At 71.1% G+C, this 15,793-nt stretch carries 13 protein-coding genes; 8 read left to right on the forward strand and 5 right to left on the reverse strand.

All coding sequences use genetic code 11. From position 1 onward, the window contains the following. Positions 1-130 precede the first annotated feature (130 nt). Together BJQ94_RS07700 and BJQ94_RS07705 are read left to right on the forward strand one after the other, a co-directional pair. Entirely contained in the window at positions 131-2,296 is a 2,166-nt protein-coding gene (locus tag BJQ94_RS07700) for a glycosyltransferase (RefSeq protein WP_265397652.1), read from the forward strand. Beyond that, positions 2,293-3,621 (forward strand): glycosyltransferase, encoded by a 1,329-nt coding sequence (locus BJQ94_RS07705; protein ID WP_265397651.1) that lies wholly within the window; start codon positions 2,293-2,295, stop codon positions 3,619-3,621. Before BJQ94_RS07700 ends, BJQ94_RS07705 begins: the two co-directional genes overlap by 4 nt. Before the next feature lie 36 nt (positions 3,622-3,657). On the opposite strand, the gene BJQ94_RS07710 is transcribed toward BJQ94_RS07705, so the two are convergent. Together BJQ94_RS07710 and clpS are read right to left on the reverse strand one after the other, a co-directional pair. After that, positions 3,658-4,188: a DUF2017 domain-containing protein gene (locus tag BJQ94_RS07710; RefSeq protein WP_265397669.1), complete on the reverse strand. Its 531-nt coding sequence runs from the start codon at positions 4,186-4,188 to the stop codon at positions 3,658-3,660. A gap of 27 nt (positions 4,189-4,215) precedes the next feature. Continuing rightward, on the reverse strand, positions 4,216-4,500 hold the full coding sequence (clpS, locus tag BJQ94_RS07715) for an ATP-dependent Clp protease adapter ClpS (protein WP_265397650.1): 285 nt from the start codon (positions 4,498-4,500) through the stop codon (positions 4,216-4,218). 56 nt (positions 4,501-4,556) lie between these two features. On the opposite strand from clpS, the gene BJQ94_RS07720 reads away from it, so the two are divergent. Then, positions 4,557-5,351 (forward strand): HNH endonuclease family protein, encoded by a 795-nt coding sequence (locus BJQ94_RS07720; protein WP_265397649.1) that lies wholly within the window; start codon positions 4,557-4,559, stop codon positions 5,349-5,351. 15 nt (positions 5,352-5,366) lie between these two features. Here the strand turns inward: BJQ94_RS07720 and BJQ94_RS07725 are convergent, their stop codons facing one another. Continuing rightward, positions 5,367-6,044: a helix-turn-helix domain-containing protein gene (locus BJQ94_RS07725; protein WP_265397648.1), complete on the reverse strand. Its 678-nt coding sequence runs from the start codon at positions 6,042-6,044 to the stop codon at positions 5,367-5,369. After that, a complete protein-coding gene (locus BJQ94_RS07730; protein ID WP_265397647.1) occupies positions 6,041-7,558 on the reverse strand; it encodes an APC family permease in 1,518 nt (505 codons plus the stop codon). Before BJQ94_RS07730 ends, BJQ94_RS07725 begins: the two co-directional genes overlap by 4 nt. A 216-nt stretch (positions 7,559-7,774) precedes the next feature. On the opposite strand from BJQ94_RS07730, the gene BJQ94_RS07735 reads away from it, so the two are divergent. The 3 genes from BJQ94_RS07735 to BJQ94_RS07745 are packed head-to-tail and all read left to right on the forward strand — an operon-like array spanning position 7,775 to position 12,009. Continuing rightward, positions 7,775-9,250, forward strand: a complete 1,476-nt coding sequence (locus BJQ94_RS07735) for an APC family permease (protein ID WP_265397646.1) — start codon at positions 7,775-7,777, stop codon at positions 9,248-9,250. A 45-nt stretch (positions 9,251-9,295) separates the two neighbouring features. Continuing rightward, the gene (locus tag BJQ94_RS07740; protein WP_265397645.1) at positions 9,296-11,401 is read left to right on the forward strand and encodes a primary-amine oxidase; all 2,106 of its coding nucleotides are present in this window, start codon (positions 9,296-9,298) and stop codon (positions 11,399-11,401) included. 23 nt (positions 11,402-11,424) lie between these two features. Then, on the forward strand, positions 11,425-12,009 hold the full coding sequence (locus BJQ94_RS07745; RefSeq protein ID WP_265397644.1) for a hypothetical protein: 585 nt from the start codon (positions 11,425-11,427) through the stop codon (positions 12,007-12,009). A gap of 142 nt (positions 12,010-12,151) precedes the next feature. Here BJQ94_RS07745 and BJQ94_RS07750 read toward each other — a convergent pair whose 3' ends face one another. Then, complete coding sequence (locus BJQ94_RS07750; RefSeq protein ID WP_265397643.1) at positions 12,152-12,868, reverse strand: YoaK family protein; 717 nt, start codon at positions 12,866-12,868, stop codon at positions 12,152-12,154. 147 nt (positions 12,869-13,015) lie between these two features. On the opposite strand from BJQ94_RS07750, the gene BJQ94_RS07755 reads away from it, so the two are divergent. After that, entirely contained in the window at positions 13,016-14,125 is a 1,110-nt protein-coding gene (locus tag BJQ94_RS07755) for an acetamidase/formamidase family protein (protein ID WP_265397642.1), read from the forward strand. Continuing rightward, the gene (locus BJQ94_RS07760) at positions 14,118-15,728 is read left to right on the forward strand and encodes an AtzH-like domain-containing protein (protein WP_265397641.1); all 1,611 of its coding nucleotides are present in this window, start codon (positions 14,118-14,120) and stop codon (positions 15,726-15,728) included. The genes BJQ94_RS07755 and BJQ94_RS07760 overlap by 8 nt, the downstream gene beginning before the upstream one ends. Positions 15,729-15,793 lie beyond the last annotated feature (65 nt).

Here is a 15,793-nt window from a genome sequence, read left to right on the forward strand (position 1 = left end):
CGAAGTACTGGCAGTGCGTGTAGCACGCGGTGCGTGTGGCACCGGTAGTAGTGCGTGTGGCACCGGTAGTACTTGTGTGGCACCGGTAGCACTGACGAGTGGCGGACGCATCCGCCGAGAGGGAGACATCGTGGGGACGCATACGACGCTGGATTCGATCCGACAGGCTGACAGCATCCTGGCCGGTATCCGCGGCGCGGACGACCTGACCATCGCCGCCAGCCGGGACGGCGGCAATCGCGCCGTGCGCCTGCTCGCCCAGGCCGCGCTCGACCCCACCGACCAGCTCACCGCCATCGCGGCCGTGCACGCCCTGGCCCAGGTGTTCGACGAATCCGCCGACGATGTGCTCGTCGCGCTTCTCGAGCACGACTCGGCGTTCCTCCGCGAGCACGCCGCCTGGGCCTTCGGCACCAGGCTGCCGCGATTCGACGCCATCGCCGGACTGCTGCGCATGGTCGTGGCCGGCGGCTTCTCCGGCATGATCGCCCAGCGCACCCTCGAGCAGTGGGCGGCGTCGGCTCCGGAGCACGTGGTGCTGGCCGCGGAGGGCGCGATGCTCGGTGTCGTGGACCCGCCCGCCCGCGCCCGCCTGGTGGAGACCATCGGCCTCATCGCCGGTCGCATCCCGCAGCGGATGCTGACACGCATCGCGGCCGACCTTGCCGAACACCTCGACGCGCGCGCTGCCGCCGTCGCCGCCCTGGGCGACCGCCAGGCGACCGACGCCGCCATCGCACTGGTGACGACCCTGGCCCGTGGCGACGACGACCTGGCCGACGTGGCCAGACTGGCCCTGCTCGACCTCACGGTTCCCGCCTACCCGCGCGCGCCCTGGAGCCAGGGCCAGACCGTGGCCCAGCTGTTCCTGCACGCCGACATCGACCGGGAACTCAGCCAGGTCGGCTCCGGTGACAACGGCGGCATCGCCACCCTGCTGGTGCGCCTGGGCGACGCCCTGGTGGCGGCGGACGACGCCGATGCGCTCGGGTTCGAGCCGGCCGTCGACCGGGTGCTCACCCTGTCGCGCGGCGGCCCCGCCGACGCGCTGGCCTGCCTCCCCGAGGTCAGTTCCACCCTCTCCGGCCACGCCTTCGCGACGGTACCGTTCCTGGGCGCCCCGATCTCGTCCGCGGAATCCTGGCCGCGGCGAGTGGCCGTGCAGCGCGGCATCCGTCGCATCCTGCGCGCGGCCGGCACCGTGGATGTGCTGCACCTGCGCATGGCCGACGTCGGCACCCTCGCGGCGTCGTCGGTGGCCCGCGAACTCGAGATCCCCGTGGTCTTCACCGTCGCGCCCGACCCGCACAGCGTCATCAACGCCATGGACGCCGCCGGGTCGCTCACCCGCGCCAACTTCGGTGCCGTCGACGAGGTGGAGCACTTCTGGTTCCGGGCCCGGCTCGTGCAGCGGATGGCCGCCGACGCCGCGCACACAGTGCTCTTCCCCCGCCCCGAACTCGAACGGGACATGCGCGACCTCGTCGGAATCGACATCACCGCGCACCCCGAACGCCACTCCGTCGTGGCTGAGGGCATCGACCTCACCGTGATCGAACGCTCCGTCGAGGCCGCTCTGCGGGCGGACCCCGCCGACTTCGCCGACCTCGACGCCCTGCTGCAGACTCTGCCGGCCTCGCGGCGCCACCTGCCGCTCGCGGTGACGGTGGGCCGCCTGCACCGGGTGAAGGGCATGGCCACGCTCGTGCACGCCTGGGCCGACGATGCCGCCCTGCGAGAACGCTGCAACCTGCTGGTGATCGGGGGAGACCTGGTCTCCCCGTCCGTCGACGAACGCGGCCAGCTCGATCTGATCGGCACCGCGGTGCCGCTGCAGACCGCCGCCGAGCACGGCCTGCTGCTGGCCGGACACCGCGCCAACGACTCCGTCGCCCGCTGGCTGGCCGCCGCCCGCCACGGCCGGCCCGGCCTGGCCGGGCCGAACGGCGTGTACGTCTGCGCGAGCATGAAGGAAGAATTCGGCATCGCCCTGCTCGAGGCCATGGCCACCGGCCTCACCGTCGTCGCCCCCGACGCCGGCGGGCCGGCCACCTATGTCGAGGACGGCACCACCGGGTTCCTGGTGAACACGGCGGATGCCCGCACCCTCGCCGGCGGCATCTCCGACGCCCTCGACCTGGCCGCGGGCCCGTTCGGCGAGGAGTTCGCCCAGCGCGCCGCCGACATGGTCGCCGGCACCTTCGCGATCCAGGCCATGGCGGACACCCTCGCCGGTGTCTACAGGTCGGTCGCCGAGGCGCAGGACGCCCTCGACTGGGCTTTGAGCGCCTCATGACCCTGCTGATCATCAGTCCGGACTACGCCTCCCACCTGTTCCCGCTCGCCACCCTCGGCACCGCTTGGCGAGCGAGGGGCGAGCGTGTGGTCGTGGCCAGCGGACCGGCCACGGCCGGCATCGTCGCGGAGTTCGGCTTCGAACGGGTGAACCTGCAGCTCGGCCGCGGGTCGAACCCCGGCACCATCCGCGCCGAAGACCAGCCCACCGGAGAGGACGACGCGCTGCGCGGCTTCTTCGACGCCACCAGGGTGGGCCTCGTGGAAACCCTCAGGTTCCAGGCCGAGGCGCGCAGCAGCGACCTGCTCTGGAACCCCGTTGTTGTTGCCCGCGAGGTGCAGCGCATCGTGGACGAGGTCCAGCCTGACCAGGTGATCGTCGACCATCTCGCCTTCAGCGCCCGCCTGGCCCTGATCAGCGCCGGGGTGCAGCACGCCGACGTCGTTCTCGGGCATCCGACCGCCCTGCCCGTCGGCGATGAGGTCTATGGCTACCCGGCTGCGTGGCCCGCCGCGTTCACGCCGGATCCGCTCGAGCTGGTGCAGCTGCGCCTGCTCTGCGAACGGGTGCGCGACGACTTCACCCTGCAGTGGAACGACGCCCTGTTACAGCTGGACCCGACCGCTCCGCCCAGCGGCGACGCGTTCACCGAAACCGGCGACGTGCTGCTGCTCAACTACCCGGCCGAGCTGCACGACCCGGCCCGCACCGCGCTGTTGCCTGAGCACGCTTTCCTCGGTTCGGCCGTGCGCACCGAGGCCGACGACCCGGACGTGAGCCGGTGGCTCGCCGAGGCCGACGACCGCCCGATCGTCTACGTGAGCTTCGGCAGCTTCCTGTCGGTGCGCGGCGACGTTCTCGCCCGGGTGGCGGAGGCGCTGCGCGGTCTCGACGTGCGCGTCGCGATCGCCGTCGGATCCACCGACGCGGCCGAGCTCGGGCCGATCCCGGATTCCTGGCTGGTGCGGTCCTTCCTGCCCCAGGTGGCGATCCTGGCGCACGCGGCCCTGGCCGTGACCCACGGCGGCAACAACTCCGTCACCGAGGCCATGACGGCCGGGGTGCCGCTCCTGGTGCTGCCGTTCTCGACCGACCAGTTCGCCGGTGCCGCCGCGCTCGACGAGTCCGGCTTCGGCCTGTCCCTCGACCCCAACACGGCGACCGCGGATGCGCTGCGGCAGGCCGCGGTCGCGCTGCTCGAGTTGAGCGGAGAGCCGCGTGAACGGCTGCGGGCGCTGAGCGCGTCCCTCGTCGCCGAAGCGGGACCGGCGCGGGCCTATGCGACCCTGCAAGAGGTGCCGAGCGGAGAACAGCCGGCGGCCTGACCGCTCAGCTACGCGTCGATCGCTACGCGTCGATGGCTACGCGTCGATGGCATAGACGAGCGACTCCTGCACCATGCCCAGCCAGTTGTAGATGTCGTTCACCACATACGACTCCTCGTCGTCGAGGTGCGGGGTGCCGTGCGGGTCGATCTGCAGGCGGTCGGCCACCACGAGCCGCAGGTCGGTGAGGGTGCGCAGCCAGGACTGCACCTGCTGCTCGTCGAGCACTATCGGCACCGGCAGCGGGTCGTGCACCGAAGCATCCGTCTGGCCGGTGCTCTGCTCGTCGTCGCCGAGCGCGGCAAGCACGGTGGCGGCGTTGGCGAGCTTGCGCTCGAGCAGCCCGTCGGCCGTGAAGCGGCGGAACTCGGCCGCGGCCTCAGGGTCGTCCGGGTAGGCGTCCGGCAGCAGCCGGCGCACCGCCGGCTGGGCGAGCATGGCGTCGTCGTCGATGTCGACCGCGCCGAGCAGCTGCAGCAGTTGCGAGGTGACGTTGCGCAGCAGGTCCACCTCGATGGGTTCGAACATCGCCGAGACCGTGCCGGTGTCTTCGCGGCGGAATTCCATCACTCGTCGGCGCTCACTCTTCGGCGCTCACTCTTCGGCCTTGTCCAGCGTGGCCCAGAGCCCGTAGCCGTGCATGGCTTCGACGTGCCGTTCCATCGACTCGCGGTCGCCCGTGGCCACGATGGCGCGGCCGTTGTTGTGCACCTGCAGCATGAGGCGCTCGGCCTCGGCCGCGGTGACGCCGAAGTAGCTGCGGAACACGTAGGCGACGTAGGACATCAGGTTCACCGGGTCGTCCCAGACCACGGTCACCCAGGGGCGATCGAGGGAGATCGCCTCTCGAACGCGGGTGGATTCATCGATCTGGGGCACCGGTTAAGCCTCACACGCCTGCGCCGATCCTGCCACCACGCGTGGGAAGATGGCACGTGAGAAACCGCCGTCTGCTGATCCTGATCGTGGTCGGAGCCGTCATCGCCGGAGTCGGCTATTTCTCCACCGACACCTTTACCGACACCGCCGCGCCCACCGCCCCCGCAACGGGGCAGACCAGCACAGCGCCGATTCCGGTCCCGGCGTCCACGCTCACCAGCGCAGAGGCCCTGGCGCTGCTGGCCGCGCTGCCGGACGCGGTCTACACCGACGACGGCAGCTACTCAGGCAACCGGGAGTCGTTGTTCGGCGAGGCCTGGAGCTTTGATTTCGACCAGAACGGCTGCGACACCCGCAACGACATCCTCACCCGCGACCTCACCGGCACCGACATCGACCCGGCGACCTGCCGGGTGTACACGGGCATCCTCACCGACCCGTACACGGGCGAGACCATCGACTTCGTGCGCGGCCAGGAGACCTCGGCCGACGTGCAGATCGACCATCTGCTGCCGCTGAAGGCCGTGTACGCCACCGGGGGCGAGGCCTGGCCGGCGGAGAAGCGCGAGGCCCTGGCCAACGACCCGGTCAACCTGCTGGCGGTGAAGGGCACCGAGAATTCGTCGAAGTCCGACTCGCTGCCGAGCGACTGGCTGCCCGGCTTCTACCCGGACGTCTCCGACCGGCACGACCTGGGCCAGCGCGTGGCCTGGGACGACCTGCCGGAGGACACCGGCCTGCAGTGCTGGTACATCGACAAACTGGTGCCGGTCTTCGTGGCCTACGACCTCGGTGTCACCCCGGAGGACCGTGCCGCCATGACAGCGGTGCTGGACACCTGCGACGCCTGAGCCCGACCGAATTCGCTAGGCGAGGAGTGGGGCCAGGGTGAGGGCGGCTTGCTGCAGCAGGAGCAGATGCTCGCCGGGCTGCTCGATCCGGGCCCGCGGCGCCGCCAGGCACAGGGCGGCCACGAGGGTGCCGTCCCGGTCCCTGATCGGCACCGCGAGGCAGCCGGAGCCGGGGCTCACGGCATCGAACTGGCGGGCGAACCCCAGCTGCGGCACCTCGGTCACCTCCGGGGAACTCCGCTCGGCCAGCAGCAGGCGTCCCATCGCCGATTCGTGCAGCGGCCGGCTGCCCGCCGCGGTGACGGTCGGCGGGAAGTCAGGATCGGGGTCGATCACGTGCAGCCCGTCCCTGTCGTAGCGCACGAGGTGCACCCCGCCGCGGATGCGTTCCCGCAGCTCGGTCACGAGCAGCCGCACAGCCTCCGGCGGCCGGGCGGGCGCCACCAACTGGGCCAGCTCCACCACCTTGCGGCCGAGCGCGAAACCGCGCAGGTCCGGCATCCGCACCAGGTATTCGTCCTGCACCAGCAGGTTGAGCAGCCGGTAGGTGGTGGCGCGGGGCAGTCCGAGATTGTCGGACACCTGCCGCGCTGTCACCCCGGCGCCGCACTTGGCCACCTCCTCGAGCACGGTCAGGGCGCTGTGGATGGCCTTGGGCTGGCGGGCCCGCAGGTCGCCGGCCTCGGCGCTCACGGAGCCGCTCGGTCGCCGGCGGGAGCGGCGCCGAGCACATCCGCCGTCACCGTCACGTCGTAGACGCCGACGGCGTCGCGCAGCCAGGGCCGTCGGCGATGGCGCACGGCGGCGAACACGGTGCCGACGAGCATAACGGCGAGGAACACCCACACGCCGGCGAACCGCGTCGAGGTGCTCTCGACTGCGAGGTACACCACGAGCACGGCGGTCAGCAGCACGGCGGCGACTCCGGCCCGCACCAGCGGCCAGAAGGTCAGCTCGCCGATCCGCCAGAGGAAGACCGGGGCCGCAACACAGGCCAGCACGTAGGCCGCGATGTAACCGCCGGCCGCACCGACGATGAAGATCTCCATCGCCTGCCAGACGCTGCCGGTGATGAGGATTGTGCCGATCAACCCGATCGTGAGCACCGGAACCGTCACGACGATGGCGACGAACGGGGTGCGGAGGCGGCGGTGGCTGCGGCCGAACGCGCTGGGCAGCAGGCCCTCCCTGCCCATCGAGAAGAGCACCCGCACGAGCGCCGTGATCGACGCTATCGCGCAGGCCAGGAAGGAGGCGGCGATGCTCACGTCGAGCAGCAGGCCGAGCCCGTCGATGCCGTACGCGGCGGCGAGGTCGTTGACCGGCGACGGGCTGGCCGTGATGCTGCCGCCCAGCGAGGCGAAGCCGACCAGCTGGCTGAACGCGGCCAGCAGGTACAGGCCGCCGGAGCCGATCACGGTCCAGGTCACGGCGCGGGGGATCGTGGCGTACGGCCGCCGGGCCTCGACGCCGAGGGTCGCCGAGCTCTCGAACCCGACGAAGGCCGTGAGGGCGAGCGCGGCGCCCACGGCGAAGTCGGAGGGGCGCACCGCAGACATGTCCAGCACCGACCAGTCCAGGGTGGGGCCCTGCACCACCAGCAGCGTCACGACGAGCGCGAGGATGATGACCACCGAGACGCACTCCACCAGCAGCGTTGCCCTGGTCGACACCCGGATGCCCCGGGCCAGCAGGTACAGGCAGGCGGCGGCCATCACCAGGATCAGCAGCACCGGCACCAGCAGGCTCCCGGAGAGTGCCGGCCAGAGACGCGATGCCAGGATCGCCAGATAGTAGCCGGCGCCGCCGAGCGCGAACATGGCCACGAACCCGTAGCCCACCAGCAGCGCCGTTCCGGTGACGAAGGAGGCCGTGGTGCCCAGGCCGTGGGCCACGTAGGTGTACAGCGATCCGGTCGCGGCGATGCGGCGGGTGAACTGGTTCACCGTGGTGGCCACGAGCAGGGCCAGGAGCATGGCCGCGCCCAGCGCCCAGACCGTGGCACCGCCGGCGACCGTGGCCACGAGCAACGGCATCGTGGTCGCGGCGGCCGACGGAGCCACCGCGGACACCGACTGGGACAACACGTCCACAAAACCGACGCTGCGCCGGTCGAGCCCGTCGACGGGGGAGCGGGACTCGATCCCGGCCACCGGTTGGGGGTTCCCGATCGCCCGCTCCAGGGCGGACATCTCCGTGGCGCTCATGCCTCACCGTCGCCTTCTGCTCTGCTGGCTGCCCACGTTAGCCAGTCACGATTGCCACCCGGCGACGCCGGTGTTTCGGGGGTGTGTCGCCCAAATGAGACAACCCGCAGGCGGGGTCTCATTCGCGCCCTGGCTGCCTTTTACCTGCGGGTGACGAGGCGGCAACAGGCCATGGGCAGGCTGGGCACACCCGCATCCACCCAGTCTGGAGTCGACATGACCGAAACGTTAGAAACCACCGCCGGAACCGCTCCGCCGCGGGCCCTCACCGGCTCGCTGGGCGTCACCGCCATCGTGCTGATGGTGGTTGCCGCCGCGGCACCGCTCACCGTCATCGGCGGCGCAGCGCCGCTGGGGATCCTGCTCGGCAATGGCGTCGGCTTCCCGGCCATGTTCGCGATCGCCGCGATAATCCTCCTGTTCTTCGCCGTGGGCCTGGCCGCGATGACCCGGCACGTGCCCAAGCCCGGCGCCTTCTTCACCTTCGTCAACTACGGCCTCGGCAAGCCCGCCGGCCTGGCCACCGCGTTCCTGGCGCTGCTCACATACACGACCATCCAGGTATCGGTGCACGGCTACGTCGGCTACATCCTCTCGGTCACGGTGACCGGGCTGGGCGGCCCCGACCTGCCCTGGTACCTCTACTCCCTGGCCGTCGTGGCCCTCGTGGGCGTGCTGGGCTACCGCCACATCGACCTGAGCTCCAAGGTGCTCGGCGTGCTGCTCATCGGCGAGGTCGGCATCGTGCTCGTGCTCGTGGTGGCCGTGGTTCTCGCCGGCGGCGCCGACGGCCTCTCGCTGGCCCCGTTCGAACCGAACAACGTGCTCAGCGGCTCGCCGTCGGTGGGTCTGATGTTCGCCATCGCGGCCTTCATCGGCTTCGAATCCACCGCCATCTTCCGCGACGAGGCCAAGGACCCGGCCCGCACCATCCCGCGGGCCACCTACGTGGCCGTGATCGGTATCGGCGTGTTCTACACCCTCGCCTCCTGGGCGCTCGTGATGGCCTGGGGCCCGGACGGCGTGGTCGCCCAGGCGGCCCAGGACCCCGGCGCGATGATCCTGATCACCACGCTTGCCTACCTCGGTTCGGTCGGCGAGCTCGTCATGAACGTGCTGCTGATCACGAGCATGCTGGCCTGCGTGCTGTCCTTCCACAACGTCATCACGCGCTACCAGCACTCGATGTCCACCGCCAAGGTGCTGCCGGATGTGCTCTCCTCCGTGCACCCCAAGCACTCCGCCCCGCACGTCTCCTCGGTCGTGCAGACCATCACGGCCGGTCTGCTGATCGTGCTCTTCGCCCTGCTCGGCCTTGACCCGGTCCTGCAGGTCTTCACCTGGTTCTCCGGGGTCGCCACGCTCTCGGTGGCGCTGCTGATGGCCGTGACGAGCATCGCCGTGGTGGTCTACTTCGCCCGCACCAGGCAGGACCGCCGCCTCTGGAACACCGTCATCGCCCCGACCCTCGGCTTCATCGGCCTCATCGTGTCTGCCGTGCTGATCGCCCTGAACTTCCCGTTCCTGATCGGCGACGTCAACGCCGCCGGCGAGCCCTCCTTCGGGGTGCTCACCGCCGTGCTCCTCGGCCTGATCGTGCTCTTCCCGCTCGGTGGCCTGCTGCAGGCGCTCTGGCTGAAGCGCCACAACCCGGCCGTCTACGACCAGATCACGGATGCCATCGGCGCCTGAGCTGCCTCTCTCACCTTTGACCGACCTCACCTGACAGGACCCAGCATGACTCTCACCGACGTTTCCCTCCACACCACGGGCTCGGCCACGCCGCATCCGCTCGGCAGCCTCACCACGGCCGAATTCACCGCCATCCGCGACATCGTCATCGCCGCGGACGGTTTCACCGACACCACCCGGTTCGCCTATGTGGGCCTGGCCGAACCGCACAAGCGCGAGGTGCTCGCCTGGCAGGCCGGCACCGGGCCGCTGCCCGACCGGAAGGCGCGGGTGATGCTGCTCGACATGGCAACCGGGCGCTCCACCGACAACGTGGTGTCGCTCGGCGGTGGTGCCCAAGGCAGTGGTGTCATCGAGAGCACCCGCGTGCTGGACGGCTCGGCCGGGCAACTGCCGATCCTCGACACCGAGTTCGAGGCCATCGCCGGCATCGTCAACGCCGACCCGCGCTGGGTCGCGGCGCTGGCCGAGCGCGGCACCAGCATCGACGAGGTCGTCGTCGTGCCGCTGTCGGCCGGCTACTACGACCTGCCGGAGGAGATCGGCCGCCGCATCGTGCGGGTGCTCGCGTTCCGCCAGGACTACCCGACAGACCACCCCTGGGCGCACCCGGTCGACGGGCTGTGCGCGTACGTGGACACCGCGGCGGGCACCATCACCCGGCTGATCGACGCGGCAACCCTGGCCATCCCGGCCGAGGGCGGCAACTTCAACGACCCGGCCGTGCAGGGCGAACCGCTCACCACCCTCACACCCATCGTGATCAGCCAGCCTGAAGGCCCGAGCTTCGCCGTCGACGGCGAGTGGGTCACCTGGGCGAACTGGAAGTTCCAGGTGGGCTTCGACACCCGCGAGGGCCTGGTGCTGCGCCAGCTCTCCTTCACGGATGCCGGCGAGGAACGCCCGATCATCTACCGGGCCTCGATCAACGAGATGCTGGTGCCGTACGGCGACCCGTCGCCGGTGCGGTTCTGGCAGAACTACTTCGACACCGGCGAGTACCTCTTCGGCCGGTACACCAACTCGCTCGCGCTCGGCTGCGACTGCGTGGGCGAGATCAAGTACTTTGACGCCGTTCTCGCCGACGAGCTCGGCAACCCGTTCACCATCCCCAATGGCATCTGCATGCACGAGGAAGACGTGGGAACGCTCTGGAAGCACAGCGACCTGTTCACCGGCGCGCACGAGGTGCGCCGGCAGCGCCGCCTGGTGATCAGCTTCTTCACCACCGTGGGCAACTACGACTACGGCTTCTACTGGTACCTGTCGCTGGACGGCACCATCGAGTGCGAGGCCAAGCTCACCGGGGTGCTGTTCACCTCGGCGTACCCGGGAGTCGCCGCCCCTGGCGCCACGCTGGAGGCGGGGGCAGACTACCCGTATGCCAGCGAGGTCGCTCCGGGGCTCGGCGCTCCGTACCACCAGCACCTCTTCAGCGCGCGGCTGGACATGATGGTGGACGGCACGGCCAACGCCGTCGACGAGATCGAGGCCGTTCGCCTGCCGATGGGCCCGGGCAATGAACACGGCAACGCGTTCACCATGAAGAGCACCCGGCTCACTGGCGAGGCCGGCTCCGGGCGGCTTGCCGACGCATCCGTCGCCAGGTCGTGGCACATCGTGAACACCGAGAAGACCAACCGGATGGGCCGGCCCACCGGCTACGCCCTGCTGCCGGAAGCCAACCCGACCCTGATGGCCGACCCGCAGTCGTCGATCGCCAAGCGGGCCGAGTTCGCCACCAAGCACCTCTTCGTGACCCAGTACGACCCGGCCGAGCAGTACGCGGCCGGCGACTTCGTGCACCAGAACCCGGGCGGCGACGGCATCACGAAGTACATCGCCGATGACGCGCCGATCGACGGTGAGGACATCGTGCTCTGGCACACCTTCGGTCCCACCCACTTCCCGCGGGTGGAGGACTGGCCGGTGATGCCGGTGGACTACGCCAAGTTCACCCTCAAGCCCTACGGCTTCTTCGGGGCGAACCCCACCCTCAACGTTCCGGCGAACGAGCCCGTGTCGCACTGCTCGCACGGCGGCGAGCCCGAGCTGCACGCGGCGCACGGGGCTCCGGCGGCTCCGGCGGAGGCACCGGCAGCCGCTGCTGCGGGCGACTGTGCCTGCGCAGGCCACACCGCCCACGAGTAACCGAGCACCCGGAGGAGCACACTGTGATCTCAGCGCTGCACCTGATCATGATCGTGGCGGCGGCGTCGAGCCTGTGCTGCGTGCTCGGCAGCCGGCGCACCCGGTCGGTCACGGCCGTGGGCGGCACGGTGCTCATGGCCGCGGCCATGGCCGACCTGGCCTTCGGGCTGGTCGGCCTGGCGCCGCTCGGCTGGACGGCGATCTTGCTCGGCTGGGCAATGGTGGCCGCCGGAGTCTCGCGGTGGCGGCAGGGCCGGGCGGCGGCGGAGTCGGGGGCGGAGTCGGGGGCGGAGCCGGCCCTCGACGGTTCCGCTGCCGGCCGCCGGCACCTGCACGTTGTGCACCAGCTCGGGCTGGTGGTGGTGGCCGGGCAGATCGCCCTCTGTGCCACCATGGCCGGCCGGGGCTCGGCGCCGGGCGCGGGAACGGGCATGACGCATCCGCACTCGGGGTCGATCTTCGTCGCCGTGGTGTGTGTCGCCGGGGCGTTATTCGTGCTCGCCGCCGCCGCCATGGTGCTGGTGGGCCAGCGCAGCCGGCCGGAGCGCGGCAACCTGCTGAGCATGTCGGTCATGACGGCCGCGATGGCCGTGATGCCCTTCGGCTGAGCGCCGAGCGCGGGACCGCTCGAACCGTTAGAAGGAGATAGTGAGTTTTCTAGGACGCAATTGCCGAAAACGTCTTCATAAACTCACTATCTCCTCATTTGCGTGTCACCGCTTCCGCCGCGCCGGCGCGAGGTCTCGGGAACTAGACCGAGGCCACGGGGGCGTGGTGCGGGCGGCCGGCAGCGTGGCCGATGGCGGTCACGGTGAGGGTGATCACGGCGGTGAGGGCGATGCCCCAGCCGATGTGCACCATGAGCAGCAGGGCACCCACGCCGGCGCCGGCGAGGATCAGCACGATGGCGGCCAGCCGGCGGAACCAGGGCTGGTTCTTGGCGCCGCCGAAGCGGGAGTCCGCGGCGAAGCCCGTGATCGTGGAGGTGACGACGACGGTGGTGACGTCCTTCACCGCGATGTGGCGGGCCACGGCGGCCTGCAGGCCCATCACCGCGGCCAGGAAACCGGTGACGAACAGGTCGAACGGCGCCGGCGGCTTGCCGCCGACGGCGAAGAGGATGACCGACAGGATGGCCATGATCACGCCGACCGCGCCGAACAGCGCCGTGGCCTCCGTGGTCCAGCCGACCTTCACGTGGCGCAGCACCCGGCCGCCGATCGCGGCACCCACCATGAAGGTGAACAGGGCGATGAGCGGGCCCACCACGGGCAGGTCGTCGGCACCGGCGATGGCCATGCCCAGGATGACGACGTTGCCGGTCATATTGCCGGTGAAGACCTTGTCCAGGCCGAGGTAACCCACCGCATCCGCCACACCGGTGGAGAAGGTGAGCGCCAGCATCAGGCCCAGGTGCAGGTGGTCCGGCTTGCTACGCAGGCGGTGGATGACGGGAGTGGAGGGCACGGCGGTCCTATCGGCTCGGGAATTGTCACGGTAGCGGCTGGTCGGGCCGGGCGCAAAACTGGCGCTACTCTCGACCAACGGGGATGCGCCGGCCGCCCGGCCCGCGACTCTTCCGGTTCACGCCCCTCGATCCGACAAGGCGCATCCATGCCATTCGACATCCTGCCATTCGACGTCCTGCAGCCCGGCACCGGGCCCATCCGCGCCGCGTACTACCTGCCCGCCACGCCAGACACCGTGCTCTGGGGCCGGCTGCCCTGCGCCACGGATGCGCCCGCGCTCGTCATCGACGCCGGCACCGAGGTCACCATCGACACGATCAGCCACGAGGGCGTGCTCGACGACCAGGGCAGCGACCCGGTGGCCTTCTTCGCCGGGCACGGCGTCGAGCGGTCCGCCGTGCTCGACGACGCCGTACTGCTGGCCGCCTCCGACTCCGCTTCCGGCTCCGGCCGCGACCCCGCCGTGGACGGGCCGCACCTGGTCACCGGACCGATCCACGTGCGCGGCGCGAAGCCGGGCGACCTGCTCAAGATGACGGTGCTCGAGGCCACCCCGCGGGTGCCGTACGGTGTGATCTCCAACCGGCACGGCCGTGGCGCCCTGCCGGGGGAGTACCCGCTCGGTGAGGGCAACGTGAGCGTGTTCGCCGCCCTCGAGGACACCGAGGCCGGCCAGGTCGGCACCCTTCCGCTCGTGCCGGGTGGGGCACGGAGCGTGCACTTCCCGCTCCGGCCGTTCCTGGGGATCATGGGCGTGGCCGTGGCCGGCGATCAGCGCCCGCACTCGGTTCCTCCCGGCGCGCACGGCGGCAACATCGACATCAATCTGCTCACGGTGGGCTCGGCGCTGTACCTGCCCGTGCAGGTGGACGGCGCGCTGGCCTACGTGGGCGACCCGCACTTCGCCCAGGGCGACGGCGAGGTGGCGCTCACGGCCATGGAAGCGTCGCTGCGGGTGACCATCCGCTTCGACGTGGTGACCCAGGCCGACGCGGTCGCGGCGTTCGGCGAACTGGTCGGACCGCTCGCCGAGACGACCGAGTTCCTGGTGCCCACGGGAATGGACGTCGACCTCGACGAGGCCGTGCGCAAATGTGTGCGCGCCGCCATCGACCTGCTCGCCGCGCGGTACGGCATGGACCGCACTCTCGCCTACGCCTACCTCAGCGCCGCGACCGACTTCAACATCTCGCAGGTCGTCGACCTCGTCGCCGGCGTGCACGCCCGCATCCGGGTGGCGGACTTCGATGCCTGAGCCGGTGATGCCTGAGTCGGTGATGCCTGAGCCGGTCACCCCGACCAGCGTGACCGGGGAGCTGCCCGACGGCCTGCTCGCCGCGTTCGCCGGCTACGAGAACGCCCTGGCCGCGAACGACCTCGCCGCGCTCGACGCATTCTTCGCCCCCGGCGAGCACACCCTGCGCGGCGACGCCGCCGGCCTGCTGGTGGGCCACGACGCGATCAGCGGCTTCCGCGGCGCCCGTGCCGGCACCGTGGCCAGGGGCATCCGGGAGCTGCACGTGCGCGTGATCGACCCGGCGCACGCCCTGATCGTGTCGGTCAACACCCCGGATGCCGGCGGCGCCGGCCTGGTCACCCAGCTCTGGTCGCTGTCTGAGGCGGGCGCCTGGCAAGTGGAGGCGGCCCAGGTGGCCGCGCCACCGGCAGCGATCAACCCCACCGTGTGGCGCCTGGTGGGCGCCCCGCTCGTGGCCGCCGACCCCGACGCGACGGATGCGCTCTCCGGCGAGACCATCGCCGTGAAGGATCTCTACGACATCGCCGGTTTCACCGTGGGCGCCGGCAACCCGGCCTACCTGCGCGAGGCCGTGCCCGCCACCCGTACAGCCCCGGCCGTCGCGGCGCTGCTCGGCGCCGGCGCGAGCGTGCGCGGCGTCGCCCAGACCGACGAGTTCGCGTACAGCATCGCCGGCGACAACGAGCACTACGGCACCCCGCCGAACGTGCGAGTGCCCGGCGGGCTGCCCGGCGGCTCGTCCAGCGGACCGGCCGCCGCCGTGGCCCTCGGTCAGGCCAGCATCGGTCTGGCCACCGACACCGCGGGTTCGATCCGGGTGCCCGCGTCGTACCAGGGGCTCTGGGGACTCCGCAGCACCCACGGCGCCGTCGACCGCGCCGGCCTGCTCCCGCTGGCACCCTCGTTCGACACCGTCGGCTGGATCACCCGCACGCCGGGCGTGCTGCGTGGCGCGGCGGCCGCGTCGCTCGACCTGAGCCTGCAGGTCGCAGCGTCCCTCGCGGATGCCGCGCCCCGCTTCGTGCTGTCGAGCGCGCTGGTCTTCGCCGCCGACGACGACGTGCAGGCCGCGTTCGTCACCGGGCTGGACCGCCTCGGCCGGACCGGGCTGGTAACCGAACCCGACCTCGTCGACGTCGGCGACCTCGTCGAGGCGCTGCGCATCTTCCGCACCGTGCAGGCCATCGAGGCCTGGCGGGCCAATCGCGACTGGGTCACCGCGCATCCCGACGCCCTCGGCGCCGCCGTCGCGGCCCGGTTCGAGATCGCGTCCCGAACCGACCCGGCCGAGGAGGCCGAAGCGCGCACCGCCCTGGCCGCGATCCGGGCGCGGCTGGATGCGGTGCTGGGCGGACGCATCCTGCTGCTGCCGTCGGCCTCGTCGACGGCGCCGTCGCGGCGGGCCGACCCCGCCACCATCGACGCCACCCGCACCGCGACGCTGACCATGACCAGCCTGGCCGGGATCGGCGGCTACCCGGCGCTGTCCGTGCCGCTGTTCGAGGTTCACGGCAAGCCGGTGGGGCTCTGCCTGGTGGGGCCGCGGCACAGCGACCTCGCCCTGATCGACATTGGGGCGGAGCTGGCCGGGAGCAGGTGACCGCTCGAAACATGACTGAAACACCTGTTGCGTAAACTGTGCATCTGAAACACATGGTTCAGAAC

Origin of the sequence: Cryobacterium sp. SO2 (assembly GCF_026151165.2) — a bacterium.
Taxonomy (GTDB): domain Bacteria; phylum Actinomycetota; class Actinomycetes; order Actinomycetales; family Microbacteriaceae; genus Cryobacterium.

Excerpts from the sequence above, each read along its gene's own strand:
- BJQ94_RS07705 (WP_265397651.1), top strand. The coding sequence starts at position 2,293 with ATGACCCTGCTGATCATCAGTCCGGACTACGCCTCCCACCTGTTCCCG.
- BJQ94_RS07730 (WP_265397647.1), bottom strand. The coding sequence starts at position 7,558 with ATGAGCGCCACGGAGATGTCCGCCCTGGAGCGGGCGATCGGGAACCCC.
- BJQ94_RS07755 (WP_265397642.1), top strand. The coding sequence starts at position 13,016 with ATGCCATTCGACATCCTGCCATTCGACGTCCTGCAGCCCGGCACCGGG.
- BJQ94_RS07740 (WP_265397645.1), top strand. The coding sequence starts at position 9,296 with ATGACTCTCACCGACGTTTCCCTCCACACCACGGGCTCGGCCACGCCG.
- BJQ94_RS07710 (WP_265397669.1), bottom strand. The coding sequence starts at position 4,188 with ATGGAATTCCGCCGCGAAGACACCGGCACGGTCTCGGCGATGTTCGAA.
- BJQ94_RS07760 (WP_265397641.1), top strand. The coding sequence starts at position 14,118 with ATGCCTGAGCCGGTGATGCCTGAGTCGGTGATGCCTGAGCCGGTCACC.
- BJQ94_RS07735 (WP_265397646.1), top strand. The coding sequence starts at position 7,775 with ATGACCGAAACGTTAGAAACCACCGCCGGAACCGCTCCGCCGCGGGCC.